The organism is Anaerococcus sp. C0059F3 (genome assembly GCF_056590475.1).
Genome location: NZ_JBWPWE010000009.1, coordinates 97,225 through 115,156, shown reverse-complemented (window position 1 = coordinate 115,156; position 17,932 = coordinate 97,225). Strand labels below are relative to the sequence as shown.

At 37.0% G+C, this 17,932-nt stretch carries 15 protein-coding genes and 1 other annotated feature; all 15 genes read left to right on the top strand.

Going from position 1 to position 17,932, the window contains the following annotated elements; translation table 11 throughout:
* Positions 1-434: 434 nt before the first annotated feature.
* Positions 435-1,853 (top strand): [FeFe] hydrogenase H-cluster radical SAM maturase HydG, encoded by a 1,419-nt coding sequence (gene hydG / locus AC1EJ5_RS07270; RefSeq protein ID WP_479815455.1) that lies wholly within the window; start codon positions 435-437, stop codon positions 1,851-1,853.
* Positions 1,837-2,988: a [FeFe] hydrogenase H-cluster maturation GTPase HydF gene (hydF, locus tag AC1EJ5_RS07265; RefSeq protein ID WP_479815453.1), complete on the top strand. Its 1,152-nt coding sequence runs from the start codon at positions 1,837-1,839 to the stop codon at positions 2,986-2,988. Before hydG ends, hydF begins: the two co-directional genes overlap by 17 nt.
* Before the next feature lie 80 nt (positions 2,989-3,068).
* Positions 3,069-3,299, top strand: a binding site (T-box leader).
* 49 nt (positions 3,300-3,348) lie between these two features.
* Positions 3,349-4,554, top strand: coding sequence for a M20 metallopeptidase family protein (locus AC1EJ5_RS07260; protein ID WP_479815451.1), 1,206 nt, complete (start codon positions 3,349-3,351; stop codon positions 4,552-4,554).
* Positions 4,551-5,582, top strand: coding sequence for a methionine ABC transporter ATP-binding protein (locus AC1EJ5_RS07255; protein ID WP_479815449.1), 1,032 nt, complete (start codon positions 4,551-4,553; stop codon positions 5,580-5,582). Before AC1EJ5_RS07260 ends, AC1EJ5_RS07255 begins: the two co-directional genes overlap by 4 nt.
* Positions 5,569-6,234, top strand: a complete 666-nt coding sequence (locus AC1EJ5_RS07250; RefSeq protein ID WP_479815447.1) for a methionine ABC transporter permease — start codon at positions 5,569-5,571, stop codon at positions 6,232-6,234. The genes AC1EJ5_RS07255 and AC1EJ5_RS07250 overlap by 14 nt, the downstream gene beginning before the upstream one ends.
* A 68-nt stretch (positions 6,235-6,302) precedes the next feature.
* Positions 6,303-7,187: a MetQ/NlpA family ABC transporter substrate-binding protein gene (locus AC1EJ5_RS07245; protein WP_479815445.1), complete on the top strand. Its 885-nt coding sequence runs from the start codon at positions 6,303-6,305 to the stop codon at positions 7,185-7,187.
* A gap of 326 nt (positions 7,188-7,513) precedes the next feature.
* Positions 7,514-7,996 (top strand): glutathione peroxidase, encoded by a 483-nt coding sequence (locus AC1EJ5_RS07240; RefSeq protein ID WP_308749500.1) that lies wholly within the window; start codon positions 7,514-7,516, stop codon positions 7,994-7,996.
* Entirely contained in the window at positions 7,989-8,480 is a 492-nt protein-coding gene (locus AC1EJ5_RS07235) for a hypothetical protein (RefSeq protein WP_223417890.1), read from the top strand. Before AC1EJ5_RS07240 ends, AC1EJ5_RS07235 begins: the two co-directional genes overlap by 8 nt.
* Before the next feature lie 242 nt (positions 8,481-8,722).
* Entirely contained in the window at positions 8,723-11,842 is a 3,120-nt protein-coding gene (gene ileS, locus AC1EJ5_RS07230; RefSeq protein ID WP_479815443.1) for an isoleucine--tRNA ligase, read from the top strand.
* 70 nt (positions 11,843-11,912) lie between these two features.
* A complete protein-coding gene (locus AC1EJ5_RS07225) occupies positions 11,913-12,362 on the top strand; it encodes an 8-oxo-dGTP diphosphatase (protein WP_348938671.1) in 450 nt (149 codons plus the stop codon).
* Between the two features lie 185 nt (positions 12,363-12,547).
* Complete coding sequence (locus AC1EJ5_RS07220) at positions 12,548-13,579, top strand: lipid II:glycine glycyltransferase FemX (protein ID WP_479815441.1); 1,032 nt, start codon at positions 12,548-12,550, stop codon at positions 13,577-13,579.
* Positions 13,560-14,264, top strand: a complete 705-nt coding sequence (locus AC1EJ5_RS07215) for an ABC transporter ATP-binding protein (protein ID WP_479815439.1) — start codon at positions 13,560-13,562, stop codon at positions 14,262-14,264. The genes AC1EJ5_RS07220 and AC1EJ5_RS07215 overlap by 20 nt, the downstream gene beginning before the upstream one ends.
* Positions 14,265-15,242, top strand: coding sequence for a COG1361 S-layer family protein (locus tag AC1EJ5_RS07210; protein WP_311479824.1), 978 nt, complete (start codon positions 14,265-14,267; stop codon positions 15,240-15,242). It begins immediately after the preceding gene.
* Positions 15,232-16,608 carry an ABC transporter permease gene (locus tag AC1EJ5_RS07205; RefSeq protein ID WP_479815437.1) on the top strand — a complete coding sequence of 459 codons (1,377 nt, stop codon included), beginning with the start codon at positions 15,232-15,234 and terminating at the stop codon, positions 16,606-16,608. The genes AC1EJ5_RS07210 and AC1EJ5_RS07205 overlap by 11 nt, the downstream gene beginning before the upstream one ends.
* Positions 16,608-17,840: a hypothetical protein gene (locus AC1EJ5_RS07200; RefSeq protein WP_479815435.1), complete on the top strand. Its 1,233-nt coding sequence runs from the start codon at positions 16,608-16,610 to the stop codon at positions 17,838-17,840. Before AC1EJ5_RS07205 ends, AC1EJ5_RS07200 begins: the two co-directional genes overlap by 1 nt.
* Positions 17,841-17,932: the final 92 nt, after the last annotated feature.

The following is a 17,932-nucleotide window of genomic DNA, read 5'->3' as shown; positions in this document are numbered from 1 at the left end:
AGCCCCAATAGGGGCGTGCCGGTATTCGCGCCTTATAGGCGCTGCACAAACTACCAGCTAAGCTGGTAGTTTTGATTGGCTAATTATCATCTCTTTTATTTCAAGCTTCGCTTGACCACTCCGTGGAGGGTCTTCCACGAGCCAGACGGGCTTGCCTCGTCTAGCCATTTGTACAAGAAGTCACCACTCCTCACCGAGCCGGAGGGGCTTGCTTTGTACTGCGACAGCGAGAATGAAGTTGAACAAGTTATTCATAGAACCACCTCCCTTCACCCTGAGGGCAGATGATAACATGACTATTATACCTTATTTTCTAAGGATTTTTATTGGCTTTCATAGAATGACTCTAAGATTATCCTAATTTTATTTTAAATTTGCTCCAAAAAGTATTATAATTATAAATAGACTAGAAAAGAATATGAAAGAAGGAAAGAATGACTAAATACGATCCTGCTAGTACTCATGCAGAAGAATTTATAAATCACGAAGAAATACTAGAGACACTTGATTATGGTAGGGAAAATGCCCACAATAGAAAATTAATTACAGAGATTTTAGAAAAGGCTAAAAAGGCCCAAGGTCTTAATCATAGGGATGCCTTTGTTCTTTTATCTTGCAAGGAAGATGATCTAAATGAGGAAATCTATAAGCTTGCCAAAGATCTTAAACACAAATTTTATGCAAATAGGATTGTGCTTTTTGCCCCACTTTATTTGTCAAATTACTGTGTAAATGGTTGTGTATATTGCCCATACCATGGTCAAAATAGGACTATTCCAAGGAAAAAACTAAGCCAGGAAGAAATCAAAGAACAGGTAATCGCCCTCCAAGATTTGGGACACAAGAGACTTGCCCTCGAAGCTGGTGAAGACCCAATAAATAACCCAATCGAATACATACTAGAGTCTATCCACACAATTTATAATATCAAACACAAAAATGGGGCTATTAGACGTGTAAATGTCAACATCGCAGCGACAACCGTAGAAAATTATAGGAAATTAAAGGAAGCTGAAATCGGTACTTACATACTCTTCCAAGAAACCTACAACAAGGAAAACTACGAAGCCCTTCACAAGTTCGGTCCAAAATCAAACTATGCCTACCACACAGAGGCTATGGACAGGGCTATGGAAGGTGGAATTGACGACGTCGGTATGGGTGTTCTTTATGGACTTGATTCCTATGAATATGAATTTATCGGCCAATTAATGCATGCTGAGCACATGGAAGCTCGTTTTAATGTTGGTCCTCACACAATTTCTGTACCAAGAATCCAGCCAGCTGACGACATAGATCCAGATGATTTTGACAACTCCTTATCAGACGATATGTTTGCAAAACTTGTTGCCTGCATTAGGATATCCGCACCATATACAGGTATGATTGTCTCAACTCGTGAGTCAGAAGCTATGAGAAATAGACTCCTAGAGCTTGGAATTAGCCAACTTTCTGGTGGTTCAAAGACATCTGTTGGTGGCTATACAGACCACGAAACAAAGGGGAGTGACCAATTTGAGCTTGCTGATAATAGGACTCTTGATGAGGTTGTAAATTGGCTAATTGAAAAGGACCACGTTCCATCATTCTGCACTGCCTGCTACAGAAAAGGCAGGACTGGGGAAGTCTTCATGGGCATGGTTAAAAAACACGGAATCGGAAATATTTGCCATCCAAACGCCCTTGTGACCCTCAAGGAATATGCAGTTGACTATGCGAGCGAAAAAACCGTAGCTCACGCAGATGAGTTAATAAAAAGAGAATTGGAAAATATCCCAAATCCTGATGTGAGGGAAAGTACTAGGGAAAATATCAAACGTGTAGAAGAAGGTCAACGTGACATCTATATCTAAGACTGGTCACAGCGAAAGGGTCCACATCGGGATTTTCGGCAAGACCAATTCCGGCAAGTCTACACTTTTAAACTACCTAACAGGCCAGGATGTGGCAATTGTTTCACCTATAGAAGGAACAACAACAGATCCAATCAGAAAACCTATGGAAATCACCGATTTTGGGCCAGTTGTATTTATCGACACAGCAGGAACAGCTGATGATACCCAGCTTGGCAAGGAAAGATACGAAAAGACATTGGCGGAAATTGACAAAGTTGATATTTTTCTCTATGTCCTAAGCCCTGGAGATGATTTGGAAATTATCCCTAAATTTAAAGACAAACCAGTAATCTACTTGGTAATGAAGATGGATGCTGGCGAGGGAGATGAAATTCTAAAAGATTTTGGGGAGAAGAACCCAATTGGCATTGACCTTTCATCTACAAAATCAAGAGATGAAATTTTTACCAAAATAAAAGCCTTTTACAAAAAAGAAGACCTCACCATTACAAAAAATCTGGTCAAAAAAGGCGACATGGTAGTCCTTGTTATGCCCCAAGATGCTGCAGCTCCAAAGGATAGGATAATAAAGCCTCAGGTCATGACCATCAGGGAAATAATCGACAAGGGGGCCAGTGCCATTTGTACTGACCTTAGAAATTTTGAAAATACAATTAAAAGCCTAAATAAAATCGACCTTATTATTACCGATAGCCAGGCTTTTAAGGAAGTTTATGAGAAAAAGCCAAGCCAGGTGAAACTTACTAGCTTTTCGGTTTTATTTTCTGCTTTTAAGGGGGACTTGGAATATTTTGTAGAATCTGCCCAGGTTTTGGACGGGGATATAAAAAACATTTTGATTGCAGAAGCTTGCAGTCATCCTCCAATTGATGAAGATATAGGAAGTGTTAAGATTCCAAGACTTATAAAGAAAACTCATCCTGACATAAATATAGAATTTGCCAGGGGAAATGACCCTATTGTTTATGAAAAATATGACCTAATCATAGCTTGCGGGTCATGTATGTTTAATAGGACCCATGTCTTAAATAGGGTGGCCAAGGCAAAAGAAGCTGGGATTCCTATGACAAATTATGGGATTGCCATTGCAAAGATGAATAAAATCCTTGAAAAAATCAGCCTTCCCGAATAATTTTAAATTATTTTGGAAATATATTTGACAGAAAAATTTTTAAGTGGTACTATACCATTATCAACGAGATAAAAGTTTTACAAAACCATTTGACAAGAAGAGTAGTTTAGAAGAATCTTTTTTAGAGAGCTCCAGTTGGTGAAAAGGAGCAAAGAGGCGACTAGATGAAGATGGCCTTGGATGGGATGGGTCGATATGAGATCCATACGGGAATTCCCGTTATAGAATTAGAGTATGTTTGTACTTGATGAGTGTATGTTTGGGTGACCAGGCATAAAATAAGGTGGTAACGCGATTTAAACGTCCTTATATTCCTATATGGAATATGGGACGTTATTTTTTTGGAAAATCGAGGTTAAAATGACTTTAGTAGATAGGATAAAAACTGAAATAAAATTAAATAAGGACGATATAGTAAAGACTCGTAGGTATTTGCATGAAAATCCAGAAGTGTCAAGCAAAGAGTTTGAAACTAGTAAGTATCTTAAGAAAAGATGCGAAGAAGTAGGTCTTATTGTTGAAGACGTGCCTGGTTCAACTGGTTTTACAGCCTTACTTGACACAGGAAGGCCTGGCAAGACTCTTGGGATAAGGACCGACCTTGACGGTCTTGCGATCGAGGAAGACCCTTACAATCTCAAAGAAAAAAAGCAGGTTGTATCCAAAAATCCAGGCGTATCCCATGCTTGTGGCCACGATAGCCACATGACCATAGCCCTTATGGCTGGGAAAATCATAAAAGATTTGGCAGATGAAATTAACGGTAAAATCTACTTTATCTTTGAAGAAGCCGAAGAAACCGGTGCAGGTATTGACCCAATTCTAGATTATTTGAAAGATAAGGGTCTTGATGCAGTTTACGGCAACCACCAAAGCCCAAGCCTAGATGTTGGGAAATTTTCCATAATAGAAGGATCTGCCTATGCAGGTTGCGCTGGCCTTGACTTTGATGTAATAGGAAAAGGCGGCCACGGTTCAAGGCCTGATAAGGCAGTCAACCCTATAATAGCCACAGCCCATATCATAACAGCCCTAAATTCTGCTTGGAATAATCAATTAGATTTGGAAAAGCCGGTTAGCCTTGGTATTGGGGCAATAAACGGCGGTTCAGCTGCAAATGTCATTTGTGATAGGGCAAATGTGAAGGGAACCTTGAGGTTTTTCGACCTAGATGAAGGCAAAAAAGCCCTTGAACTTGTGAAAAACGTGGCGGACCTTACCGCCAAAGCCCATGGATGTTCAGTAGCCTTTAATGATTATAGTAAAATTGTGGCAGAGCCGGTTATAAATGATGAAAACCTAGCTAAAGAAGTTAAGAAAAGTCTTAATAGCATATTTGAAGATGCTCTTGTTGATAGTCCAAAACTTTGGATTTCAGAATCCTTTTATGGATATTCCAAACTTTGCCCAAGTATTTTTATAAATTTTGGAACTAGAAATGAAGCGGAAGGGAAGGCTTCTGACCTTCACACAGCAAAGTTTGACCTAGATGAGAGGGGAATTGATTACGGCCTAGGCCTTGCAATTAAGTTTGCTATAGATTTTTTGAAAGAGAGCGATGAATGATAGAATTAAAAAATATAACAATAGACTTTGATGGATTCAAAGCTGTAGATGATGTTAGTTTAACAATTAAAGAACAAGACACCTTTGGAATTGTAGGTTTTTCGGGAGCTGGCAAGTCAACACTTGTTAGGACCATAAACCTCCTCCAAAGACCAACAAGTGGCAAGGTTCTAATTGACGGAGAAAACCTCCTAGACTTATCAAATAAAGACCTAAGAGATAGGAGAAAAAAGATTGGAATGATCTTCCAACACTTTAACCTCCTAAACAACCTTACAGTCATTGATAATGTAATCTTTCCTATAAAAAAAGATAAGTCTTTGACCAAGGAAGAAAAAAGGCAAAAGGCCCTAGAGCTTTTAGATACTGTAGGGATTAAGGATAAGGCGGATTCCTATCCAAGTGAATTATCAGGCGGCCAGCAACAAAGATGTGCTATTGCAAGGGCTCTTGCTTCAGAACCAGAGATCTTACTTTGCGATGAGGCAACAAGTGCACTAGATCCAAAGACAACCAAGCAAATCTTGAAGTTGCTTAAGGACTTAAATGATAAATTAAAGCTAACCGTAGTAATAATTACCCACCAAATGGACGTGGTAAAAGACCTTTGCAACAAATGTGCGGTCATGCAAGATGGCAAGGTTATAGAATCTGGGTCGACTCTGGATATATTCTCAAATCCAAAGAACAAACTAACCAGAGAATTTGTTGAAACTTCGACAAATATTTCTGAAACAATTGAGGAAGTTAAGTCCAATATTGGAATCCTAAAGGATGATGAAGTCCTAGCCAAACTATCATACCTAGGCCAATCAACCACAGAGCCTATTATCAATGAATTATTTGAAAAATTTGGCGTTAGGACAAATATCCTAGCAGGCAATATAGAGTTTATCAATGGAACACCAGTCGGCAACTTAATCGTAAGCTTTAAAGGCGATGACGATAAGTTAGTTGAAGTAAGTAATTATCTAAAAGATAAGGGTACTAACTTAGAAATATTAGGAGGTAAGGATGGGATTTTTTGATTATTCCCTATCCATAAAAGATAGGATTATAAGCGATTTTAAAATAACACTTTATATGCTAATAGTATCTGCAATTTTTGCAGGCATACTTGGCCTAATCTTGGGTGTAATAATGGTAATTACAGACAAGGATAGGATATTAGAAAATAAGGTGGTTTATAGTATTTTAGATAAATTAACCAACCTTTTTAGGGCCATACCTTTTGTAATCTTATTAGCCCTCATAGCTCCCTTTACTAAAGTTATAGTAGGAACAAGGATTGGAGCGACTGCAGCAATAGTGCCACTAACATTATCGACAGTTCCATTTTTTGCAAGACAGGTTGAACAAGCCCTTGCAGATGTGGATGGAGGAAAGGTTGAAGCGGCAGAAGCTATGGGACTAAGCCCTATCGAAATTATCATCAGGGTCTACCTAAGAGAAGGACTTCCAAGTTTGATCAGGGCCTCATCGATTACCCTAATTTCCCTATTGGGACTTACAGCTATGGCAGGCACTGTTGGTGCTGGTGGTATAGGCGATTTAGCCATAGCCATGGGCTACCAAAGATATAAAGACGATGTAGTAATAGTATCAGTTATACTAATTTTAATTATTGTCTACCTAATTCAAGGTATAGCTAACTACCTAATTAGAAAGACAAGTCATTAAGGAAATCATCTCAAAAGAGATTTCAAATAAATTTGTTGGAATGTTGCTTAATAAAAAAAGGAGAAAAAATGAAATTAACTAGCAAAATAGCCCTAGCACTAGGCTTAATAGTGACTTTAACAGCATGTGGAAGCGGAGCGGACAAAAAGGAAGAAGCTCCAAAGGAAGAAGCAAAAACAGAAACAAAAGATACAGGTGATGCAGCAAAATCAACTGATCCAGTTCACATCAAAATAGGTGTAGTTGGTGAATACAACGAAGTATTAGAAGAAGTAATCAAAAGATATGAAAAGGGTACAGGCAATACTGTAGAACTTGTAAAATTTGCAGACTATAACCAACCAAACGAAGCCCTTTTAGCAGGCGATATTGATTTAAATGCTTACCAACACTATAAATTCCTACAAGAATTTAACGACGATAAGGGAAGTGACCTTGTATCTATAGGAGATACAATGCTTGCACCAATAACCCTATATTCTCACAAGGTTAAAAATCTTGATGAAATTGGCGAAGGAGCAAAAATAGCTATTCCAAATGACCCATCAAACGGATCAAGAGCCCTATTCCTTCTTCAAGACGCTGGTCTAATCAAAGTTGACGGCGAAGCTGGAGATATAATTGGTACAGATAAAATCACAGAAAATCCTAAAAAACTTGAAATTGTAGAAATGGATGCATCACAAACTGCAAGAAGCCTTGACGACGTAGACTGCGCAGTTGTAAACGACACCTTCGCTCTAGATGCTGGCCTAGATAAGAAAAATGGAATCTATGTAGAAGATCCAAAGAGCGAATCAGTAAAACAATACATCAACCTAATAGCAGCAAGAAAAGAAGACGAAAAAAACCCAGCCTACCTAGAATTTGTAAAATACTACCAAACAGATGAAACAAAGGCAGATTTTGAAAGAATAACAAAAGGAGCTTGGTTACCAGCTTGGGAGAAGTAACCCGGCATATCGGGTCGCAAAGTAGCGAAGTGCTTTGCGATTTATACCCAGCCTTGTTTAGAAAAAACAAGGCTGGCTTTGTATGAACGAGAAATCCCCTTGTATGGGGATTTCGGAGTGATGTACGAAAAAAAGGAAAGACTCGACCTTTGAAAAATAATTTGGAAGAAAAGAGGGTCGAAAATAGTGAAACATTGACCAATATTTTATATTCTAAAAATTGACCTTTGCACTTGCAAGGGTCTTTTTTAACGAGAACTTAGGCAAGAGACCTGCTTTTAAGGAAAAAAACCGTACAATAATAGAAGAAAGACTGAGGAGAAATTATGACAACAATTTATGATTTTACAGTAAAAAATGATAAGGGAGAGGACGTAAGCCTAGACAAATATGCGGGCAAAGTCCTTTTGATAGTAAATACTGCGACCAAGTGTGGTTTTACCAAACAATATGATGGCCTGGAAGAACTTTATAAAAAATATAAGGACCAAGGTTTTGAAATCCTAGATTTTCCTTGCAACCAATTTGCAGGCCAGGCCCCAGGTACAATCGAAGAGATCAACAATTTCTGCGCCTTAAATTTCGGTACAAGTTTTGATCGTTTTGATAAAATTGATGTAAATGGTGAAAATGAATCACCATTATATACTTATCTAAAAGATCAAATTTCTGGTAAAATTTCCAAAAAAATCAGGTGGAATTTTACAAAATTCTTGATTGATAAAAACGGAGTACCAGTTAAGAGATATGATTCTATGAAAAAACCTGCAAATATTGCAAAAGACATAGAGGAGCTTTTAAATGCTTAGGGATAAGTTTGTAGACTTAGCCTATGAATCCTTGAGGCACTACCTAGAGACTGGAAAATACCTTGATAAGTATGACGAAGAGTTCAAAAATAACCACAACGGTGTTTTGATCCAAATAAGTAAGGGCGACAGACACGAAAGATCAGGTTCAATTTATCCTACAAGGGCCAATATTGCCTTAGATATTATCCACGAAGTGGTAAATCTCGGAGTTTTTGACAATGCTTTTGCCCTAAAACTTTCAGATTTAGATGATGTTTATATCCAAGTTTTAGAAATAAATAAGGTGGAACAAATCGAAAATATCGAAGATTTTGGTGTATATTCAGGTCTCCTACTTTCTTATGCCAACAACCCTGTTATGGTTTTTAGGGAAGACTACGAGACAGACTACCAGATGTGTGAAGATGCAAAAGATTTGGCAAATGTGGACGATTTTGATATTTTCACTTTAGAAAAATTTAAGATTATAAGACATATTTGACAAAAATCGGGTAAAATAGTACATTAGAGAAAGAATATTGACTATATAAAGAAGAGTAATTTATAAAAAACTTTCAGAGAGGCATGGTTGGTGAGAATGCTAGGGGCTCTATAAATGAAAATCACTTTATTGTTTGATAGGTGAAAATACTAGCCTATCAGGAATGCCAAGCCTTAAGAGCAAACTAGGAAATAAGTGGACCGTCTGTATGGATGGTCCTTTTTTATTAGGAAGGAAAAATTATGTGCGATTTGAAATTTGAAGAAGTAAATTCCAAAGATGTTAAGGCCAGAGAAGCCAAATTAAAAGACTATTGGAATGAAATTGACCTTTTAGAGGAAACCTTTAAGACACGTGAAAATGCAGATGAATACGTAATCTACGACGGACCTCCAACTGCCAACGGTAAGCCAGGTATCCACCACGTTATAGCAAGGACCCTAAAGGATATGACCAGCCGTTATAAAAATATGAAGGGCTACAAGGTTCTTAAGAAAGCTGGTTGGGACACCCACGGTTTGCCAGTAGAAATCGAGGTTGAAAAGCAATTAGGTTTCCATGACAAAAACGATATAGAAGAATATGGTATAGAAAAATTCAACCATTTATGTAAGGAGTCAGTTTGGAAATATTCTGATATGTGGAGAGACATGTCAGATAGGATGGCTTTCCTTTATGATATGGACCACCCATATGTAACTATGGATAATAATTACATAGAAACTGAGTGGTGGCTATTAGACCAAGCCTTCAAAAAGGGCTATATCTACGAAGGTGCCAAGGTTATGCCATATTGTCCAAGATGTGGTACAGGTCTTGCCAGCCACGAAGTTGCCCAAGGTTATGAATTTGAAAAGACCATCACCCTTACAGTTAGGTTTAAAAAGAAAAATTCTGACAATGAATATTTCCTAGCATGGACCACTACACCATGGACTCTTCCATCAAACCTAGCCCTTGCAGTAAATCCCGAATTAACTTATGTAAAAGTTTTTGACAAAGAAGATGATTGTTATTATTACATGGCCAAATCTTTGATGGGAAAACTCATGGATAAGAGAGACTATGAAGTAGTTGAGGAAATGAAGGGTGCTGACCTTGAGCTTTTAGAATATGAGCAATTAATGCCATATGTTAAAACCCAACCAGGCAAGGCCTTTAAGGTTATCCTTGCTGATTATGTTTCTGCAGAAGATGGTACAGGTATTGTCCATATCGCACCAGCCTTTGGTGAGGACGACTATCAAGCTTGCAGGAAATACGACCTAGACTTTGTTCAACCAGTTGACCTTGAAGGTAGGTTTACAGAAACTCCTTGGAAAGGCGAATTTGTTTTCGATACCAACGAAGCAATCTGGAGACATCTTCAAGAAGAAGGCAAGGTTTTTGCCAAAGAAACCATGGAACACAACTATCCACACTGCTGGAGATGCCATACACCACTAATTTATTATGCAAGACCATCTTGGTATATAGAAATGTCTAAATTCTCAGGAAAGATGGTAGAAAATAACCAAACAGTAAACTGGTTCCCACAAACTATAGGTGATAAGAGGTTTGGAAACTGGCTAGAAAATGTCAAAGATTGGGCAATTTCAAGATCTAGATATTGGGGAACACCTCTAAATATCTGGAGATGTGAATGTGGCCACACTGATACAGTTGCAAGTCGTGCTGAACTTAAAGAACGAGCTATAGAAGATATTTCAGAAGATATAGAACTCCACAGACCATATGTAGATAATGTTCACATCAAGTGTGACAAGTGCGGTGGCACGATGACAAGGGTTCCTGATGTATTAGACGTTTGGTTTGACTCTGGAGCCATGCCTTTTGCCCAACTTCACTACCCATTTGAAAATAAAGAATTATTTGAAAAAGGCTATTATCCAGCAGACTTTATCTGCGAAGGTATAGACCAAACAAGAGGTTGGTTCTACTCACTAATGGCAATTTCAACCATTACCATGGGCAGGGCTCCATATAAAAATGTTCTTGTAAACGACCTAGTTGTAGATAAGAACGGTCAAAAAATGTCAAAATCTAGAGGAAATACCCTAGATCCATTCGAACTTTTCGACAAGTACGGGGCAGATGCAGTGAGATTTTATTCCCTATATGTATCTCCAGCTTGGATGCAGACAAAGTTTGACGAAAAAGGCCTTGTGGAAGTTAAAAACAACTTCTTTAGGACTTTTGAAAATGTTTATAACTTCTTTAGCCTATATGCAGGCACAGATGGGCTCACCTTATCAGATATTAAGTCTTTTGAAGGAGTGAAAGTAGACGGAATCGATCGTTGGTTATACTCAAGACTAAATACCCTAATCAAGTCCTACTACGAAGAAATGGAACAATTTGAATACAACAAGGTAGTTCACGAAATATCTGACTTTGTTGTAGAAGATTTATCAAATTGGTATATCAGACGTAATAGAAAGAGATTTTGGTCACAAGAATTAACTGATTCTAAGAAATCTGTTTACAAAACAACCTATGATGTTCTTGTAGCTTTAACTAAGCTAATTGCACCAATCACACCATTTATAGCTGAGGAAATTTTCCAAAAACTAACTGATGAAAAAACTGTTCACACAGAACTTTTACCTCAAGTAAATGAAAGTCTAATTGATACAAAATTAGAAGCTGATATGGACCTTGTGAGAAAGATTGTTAACCTTGGCCGTGCTTCAAGAGAAAAAGAAGCAATCAAGGTACGTCAACCACTTTCAAAGATAATTGTAGATGGATCTTACAAAGATAGGCTTGAAAAGCTCCTTCCACTTATAAAAGAAGAATTAAATGTCAAGGAAGTCGACTTTGAAGACGACCTATCAGCCTTCATGGATTATTTCCTAAAACCAGACTTTAGAGTTGTGGGTAGGATTTTCCAATCAAAGGTAAATGACTTTGCAAAATATCTTTCACAAACAGATGCCAAGACCTTTATCGACCAGGTAAATGAGGGACCAGTTAAGTTAGAAATTGGTGGGGAAGAATTTGAAGTTAGCAAAGACTATCTAGATATAAGAATTTCTGCCAAGGAAGGCTTTGACGTTGAAATCGACGGTAATGTCTTTGTAATCCTTGATACAGAAATTACTGAGGACCTAAAAGACGAAGGTTATGCTAGAGAATTTATCTCAAAAATCCAAAACCTAAGAAAGGATTCTGGTTTTGAGGTAACTGATAGGATCAATATTTCCTATGAAGCCGACGCTGACCTAGCCAAATCCCTAGATAAGTTTGCAGAAGAAATCAAAAAAGAAACCCTTGCCGATAAGCTTGAAAAGATAAACTTGGATGTAAACCCAATCGAACTTAACGATAAGGAAATCAAAATTAGTCTTGAAAGGCTATAGATAAAAGAAAGTAAGGCTCGCAAAACTTGCGGGCTTTTTTCTTTGCCATATAATTTTCTTAGGAGATAATATGAAAACTGTTTTAATGAATATGTTAAAAATTTATAATGAAGAAACTGGTCAAGTCTTAGTTTTAGATAAGGTAAAAAAATACGGCTGGGAAGGGCTAACTTTTCCTGGTGGCAAGGTAGAAATTGGCGAATCTTTTGAAGACTCCGTCATTAGGGAAGCTAAGGAAGAAACCAACCTTGATATAAAAAATCCAAAACTTGTAGGTCTTATTACCTGGATTTCAGATGAAGGAAAAGACGTTGGTCTAATCTATGAAACTAGCGATTTTGAGGGAGAATTGGTAGAAGAAAATAGGGAAGGCAGGCTTTTTTGGATGGACTATGAAGAATTTAAAAATACCAATCCAAAGTCCATGTCAATGGATCATATCCTAAAAATCTACGAGGGAGAATACAAAGAAGTCTTTTGGGATTTTAGGGATGGTAAGGAGAAAATATCTTACTTTTAAATTTGACTTGGCTACCCAGGTCTTTTTTATTTTGGAAAATAAAAAACTTACAAAAAATTTAAGCTAAATTTAACAAGTGTCAGGATATAATTAGATGAGAACTATTGTCAATAAGAAGATCCTATGATAAAATAGTATTAGGTGTTAGACTATATACCAAACATTGAAGCGAGAATGAGATATAAATGATATTAGATAAAGAAAATAAAATTTTAGTAGAAAAATATAATAACTTTGTGAAAAATTCCCCCTATGGCCACTTCCAACAGGATATGAGGTGGGCTGACCTTAAAAGCAATTGGGAGAGTGTCTATTTTTATATAGAGGAAGCGGGAGAAATAAGAGCAGCTTTGTCGCTTATTTATATAAAAGACCAAAAGGTTGGCAAAAACTTTTTCTATGGCCCAAGGGGCCCTGTTTGCGACCCTAAAAATCTCGAAGACTTCACCAAATTAATAGAAGAAGCAGGTGATTTTGCCAGAGAAAATGACGGATTTCTTTTAAGGATAGACCCATACTTGCCTTATGATGCTGATATGGAAAAATCATTTAAGAAGGCTGGCATCATTTTTAGACGAGATAAGAGAAGGTCTAGCCAACCTTTGCTAAATATGGTTCTTGATATAAATGGCAGGAGCGAGGAAGAAATTTTATCAAGCTTTAGTAAAAATACTAGAAAACACCTTAGAAAATCTTATAGGGACGGAATTTACACAAAAACTCTGGAAGAGGAAGGCCTTGATATTCTTTATAAAGAAATAGAAGAGACAGCCCTTAGGGCAAATATTGGCCATAGACCTTATAGTTATTTCAAAAGTTTATATGAATTATTTAAAGACCAAATAAGACTTTCTATAGGATATTACCAAGATATGCCAGTTTGCTCTTCGCTTCTTCTTTGTTATGGAAACAGGGCAACATCGCTTTATGGCGGGTCAAATGATGAGTATAAGACAATGGGCCAAAATTACCAGCTTAATTTTGAAGAGATTAAATATTGTATAGAAAATAATATTAGATACTACGATATGGGCGGGATTTTTGAAACTGACGGCACAGATGGTCTCTATAATTTCAAGAAAAAATTCACTGAAGACAATGTTTTTGAAACTGTGGGAGAACTAGATGTAGTTATTGACCAAGACCAATATGACCTTTATATGAAAAATCTAAACCCACATTACGAGAGAGAAGAAAATGAGTCTAATAGAAGTTAGAAATTTGAAAAAATACTACAAGCTAGGTGGGACTATAATTAAGGCCTTGGATGGTATAAATATAGACATTAATAAGGGCGAATTTATAGCCCTTCTTGGGACATCAGGTTCTGGTAAATCAACTCTTTTGAATATGCTTGCAGGACTTGAAAGACCTACTAAGGGGACAATTTCTTATGGAAATATTGACCTAACAGAACTTAGCGAAGCTCAGATTACCAAGTTTAGAAACTTAAATATTGGCTTTGTTTTTCAGTCTTATAACCTTCTTCCATATCTTTCTGCTTGGGAAAATGTGGCCTTGCCACTTACTTTTAAGGGGATACCTGCAAGCCAGAGAAAAAAGGAAGCCGAGAAAATCCTAGAAGCAGTTGGACTTTCTCATAGGATGAATAATAAGCCAAACGAATTATCAGGTGGCCAGCAACAGAGAGTTTCAATAGCCAGAGCCTTTGTCGGAAGGCCATCCATAATTTTTGCAGACGAGCCAACAGGAAACCTTGATACAAAGACATCTTTTGAAATCATGCAATTAATCAAGGATATAATTACAGAAAATGACCAGACCTTCATAATGGTAACCCACGATGAAGAAATGACAGAATTTGCCGATAGGACCCTCTTTATGAGAGATGGTAAGCTTGATAAGGTCCACGAAAAACTAAGTATAGACGAGGTACTATAGATGAATGAAAACGAAAACAACCAAGCTGAAATGTCAACTAATGTTAAAAACCAACCAAAGATAATGATTTCATACTACCAGCTAAATCCTCAAATTCCTCAAGCTGGCAAGAGTTTTGACCTATCATTTGGCCTTTATAATACAAACTCAAAAAACACCATCTATAACCTAAAGGCAACTATTGAGCAAAATCTTGGAGCCCAACCACAAAATTCAGGCGGTAATAATGCTATGGTTTCAGATGGATCAGTATTTTCTCCTGTAAACCAATCGAATTCATTTTATGTGGCAGCTCTTTATCCTTGGAATACAGCCAACAAACATATAACCATGAATGTTTTGCCAAATGCAGTTGCAGGTAATTATGTAATTAATCTTGCAATCGAATACGAAGACGCAGATGGCAACCAATATAAAACTACAGAGGCTATTGGCATTCCTGTTGTCCAAAGGGCGGGAGTTACCATGAGTGAATTAAAATCTGACGAACTTATGGTCGGAAATCCTACTGAAATGTCGATTAATATCTATAATACCGGCAAGGATAACCTAAACACTTTTATGTGCGATGTAATAGGCAAGGGAATTAAAATCGAAAATGATAGGAAATTTATAGGTAATTTTAACACCGGCACCCAAGAGACCTTCTCTTTTACAGCTACTCCAACAAGGGCTGGCGAGATAGAAGGCCAAATCATGTTATCTTACGAAGACTCTACAGGCAAGGTCCACACCCAAACAAAGGACTTTAAAAAAGAAGTCATGGAAGGCATGCCAGAAGATATGGGTGCTGACATGAATGGGGAGATGACCCATGAAATGGGAATGGAAGATCCTAACATGGGTGGGGGTTCAGTTTTAACATCACCTTTCCTATGGATTGGCTTAATTGTAATTCTAATCCTTGCTGGCATTTTATACAAAAAGAAAAAAGGCAAGAAAGAAGACGAGGAGTTGTTGATAGACGATGAAGATTAGTGACAGGATTTTGATGGCGCTAAGAAACCTATCTCGTAGAAAATCAAGGACTATTTTGACAGTACTTTCAGTAGTAATCGGCGCCACATCAATCATACTCATGCTTGCCTTCGCCACAGGAATTTCAAACTCCCAAAAAGAAATGATAGAATCTTTTGGGGGTCTTACATCAATTACAATTGATGGTGACAAACCTTCGGCAAATATGGATGTAAAGGATACAGACATAAACAAACTTAAAAAAGTCAGGGGAGTAAGGGCTGTTGTACCTTCAAAAGAATTCTGGGGAGACGTCAGAGTTGACAGTGGCGATGACTATGTTCTAAATACTTCCTTTGAAGTAATTCCAGATGATGTTTTCAAACTCTTAACAAGCGATATGTTTGAATGGGGGAAAAATCTTTCCACTTCTGATAAGGATGCAGTAATTTTAGGCCAAAATGCAAATGTGCAAAAGATTCAAAAGATGCCCGACGGTGGTTGGACTTCTATGCCAATGGAAGAAGACTTTGATTATAATAGTCATGAATACTATTTACGTTTGGGATATAAGGATGAATCAGATGATGGAGTTCACTTTGGAAACCAAGACGAAAATACAGAAGAAAGCACAAAGCCAACATTTGTTGATATAAAAATAAAACCTAGTGGCAAGCTTAATTCTAAGGCTATCCTTAAGGGCTGGTCTTCATATGTTAATGAAAGTTTTTATAAAAAGCTCAAGGAAGAAGACAAGAAACTTCAAAGTCCTCAGCTAGACATGTCCTATGATGAAAAAGGCCAACCAATAGTAGCGAAATCAGATAAAATCAAGTATGACAATCTTAAGGTAATAGTCGATGATGTAAATAATCTTGAAAGAATCGAAAATGACATCAAAAAACTCGGCTATAATACCCAATCAGAGGCAAGTTCTGCCGAAGAAATTAAAAAGCAAACTATGCAAGTGACCCTAATCCTTGGTGGAATCGGATCTGTAGCCTTTATCGTATCTGCTATTGGTATAATAAATACCATGCTCATGTCAATTTATGAAAGACAAAAGGAAATTGGCGTGATGAAGGTAATCGGTGCTTCAATTAATGATATTAGGGGAATGTTCTTAATAGAATCTGGTTTTATCGGATTTTTTGGAGGCGTAATAGGCCTAATTATTTCTCTTGTTGTAGGAAAAGTACTAAATGGATTTTTGGACGGAGGAATGATATTTGGTGGCGGCGGACAAGGCGGAAATATAATTGCCATAAGCCCAATTTTAGCTATAGTGGGAGTTGGATTTTCATCCCTAGTTGGAGTTTTGGCAGGCTATATCCCAGCTAGACGTGCAACCAAACTATCAGCCATTGAAGCTTTAAGGAGTAACTAATGAAAAAAACTATTATTTTAACCCTCTTGGCCCTAAGTCTTGTTGCTTGTGATGAGAAAGATTTAGATGATCCTAGAATTAAAGATGCCTTAAATCAAAAAGAAGTTTCAGAGAATATAGAATCGGAAGATAATCAAAATGATTATAAAAATGATGGCGACAGCGAAGAAGACCAAGATATAAACAGGACCTATCCGGATGAAGATGTTAAAAAAGATGTGATTTCTGTAGAATCTTCAAATAAAAAAGAAGACTCAAAAGAAGAAAAATCAGACGAAAAACAACCTAAAAAAGATAAAAAAGACAAAAAATCCAAGAAAAAAGACAAGAAATCTAGCAATAAAGAAAAGAAAGCCCTAACAGAAGATGATTATTTCTTCTCCTACTATTCCTTGGTAAGTGTAAGGGATGGCGAAGTTATAAACGTATTAGAAGACTTAAAGGACTATGGCAAAAACTACTTTATGGACTATGTTCCATTTTCAAACAATATCTTTGTGGTAGGATCAGCTATGGACCAGAAATTTTCTATAAAGAAAATCAACGGCCAAGACCTAACACTCATGTATGATTTTGACAAAGGCCAAACCTTCTATCCTCTAGCCATGATAGATGATAAAATCTATGGCAGGTACCAGTATTACGAAAACTACGATATGAAGGATAAAAGTGATTTTGTATCAGAAAAATCTGGAATTGGAGTAGTTGACCTTAATACTGGTAAGCTAAATGTTTATAAGGCTACCCATACAAAAGGAAATGAAAGTCTGCTAGGCCAAGGGATAAGCGATAAGGAAATTTTATTTACAAAAATGGAAGATGATCAAAAGATTAATCTCTATAAACTTGACCTAGAAAAAGGCTACGATCAAAAAGCAGAACTCGTAGAAGAAAACACTGAGGCAAGCTTCTTCCTATCATCCAAACACTTTGAAGATGGCAAAGCTATATATGAAATATTTAAATCAAATGGCAATGAAATTGAAATAAAAGACAAAAAATACACCATTAGTGATGATAGAAGGATGACTCTAATTGGACAAAATCTAATAGTCCAAGAGCCAGTCAAATTCGACGACGCTGAGTACCTCTTCAAAATGGATATAATAAATTATCTGACAGGAGAGGTTGTGGAAAAAGACCTAGAATCCTACGGATTTAGGGTTTATAAGGGTAAACTATATTATATAGACTACGATAAAAAAGTTCAGAGCCTCGATATTGGCCTATAAATTTTTACCTCCAAGTATGAGTCTTGGAGGTTTTTTCTATAGAAATTTAGCGAGTTTTAAAAAAATTGATATAATAGATAGTGACTAATTAT

What these genes read in the sequence shown, in the direction of transcription:
- AC1EJ5_RS07205 (WP_479815437.1), top strand. Translation starts at nt 15,232, where the DNA reads ATGAAGATTAGTGACAGGATTTTGATGGCGCTAAGAAACCTATCTCGT.
- AC1EJ5_RS07240 (WP_308749500.1), top strand. Translation starts at nt 7,514, where the DNA reads ATGACAACAATTTATGATTTTACAGTAAAAAATGATAAGGGAGAGGAC.
- AC1EJ5_RS07235 (WP_223417890.1), top strand. Translation starts at nt 7,989, where the DNA reads ATGCTTAGGGATAAGTTTGTAGACTTAGCCTATGAATCCTTGAGGCAC.
- AC1EJ5_RS07210 (WP_311479824.1), top strand. Translation starts at nt 14,265, where the DNA reads ATGAATGAAAACGAAAACAACCAAGCTGAAATGTCAACTAATGTTAAA.
- AC1EJ5_RS07245 (WP_479815445.1), top strand. Translation starts at nt 6,303, where the DNA reads ATGAAATTAACTAGCAAAATAGCCCTAGCACTAGGCTTAATAGTGACT.
- AC1EJ5_RS07215 (WP_479815439.1), top strand. Translation starts at nt 13,560, where the DNA reads ATGAGTCTAATAGAAGTTAGAAATTTGAAAAAATACTACAAGCTAGGT.
- ileS (WP_479815443.1), top strand. Translation starts at nt 8,723, where the DNA reads ATGTGCGATTTGAAATTTGAAGAAGTAAATTCCAAAGATGTTAAGGCC.
- AC1EJ5_RS07250 (WP_479815447.1), top strand. Translation starts at nt 5,569, where the DNA reads ATGGGATTTTTTGATTATTCCCTATCCATAAAAGATAGGATTATAAGC.
- hydG (WP_479815455.1), top strand. Translation starts at nt 435, where the DNA reads ATGACTAAATACGATCCTGCTAGTACTCATGCAGAAGAATTTATAAAT.
- AC1EJ5_RS07220 (WP_479815441.1), top strand. Translation starts at nt 12,548, where the DNA reads ATGATATTAGATAAAGAAAATAAAATTTTAGTAGAAAAATATAATAAC.
- AC1EJ5_RS07255 (WP_479815449.1), top strand. Translation starts at nt 4,551, where the DNA reads ATGATAGAATTAAAAAATATAACAATAGACTTTGATGGATTCAAAGCT.
- AC1EJ5_RS07200 (WP_479815435.1), top strand. Translation starts at nt 16,608, where the DNA reads ATGAAAAAAACTATTATTTTAACCCTCTTGGCCCTAAGTCTTGTTGCT.
- AC1EJ5_RS07225 (WP_348938671.1), top strand. Translation starts at nt 11,913, where the DNA reads ATGAAAACTGTTTTAATGAATATGTTAAAAATTTATAATGAAGAAACT.
- AC1EJ5_RS07260 (WP_479815451.1), top strand. Translation starts at nt 3,349, where the DNA reads ATGACTTTAGTAGATAGGATAAAAACTGAAATAAAATTAAATAAGGAC.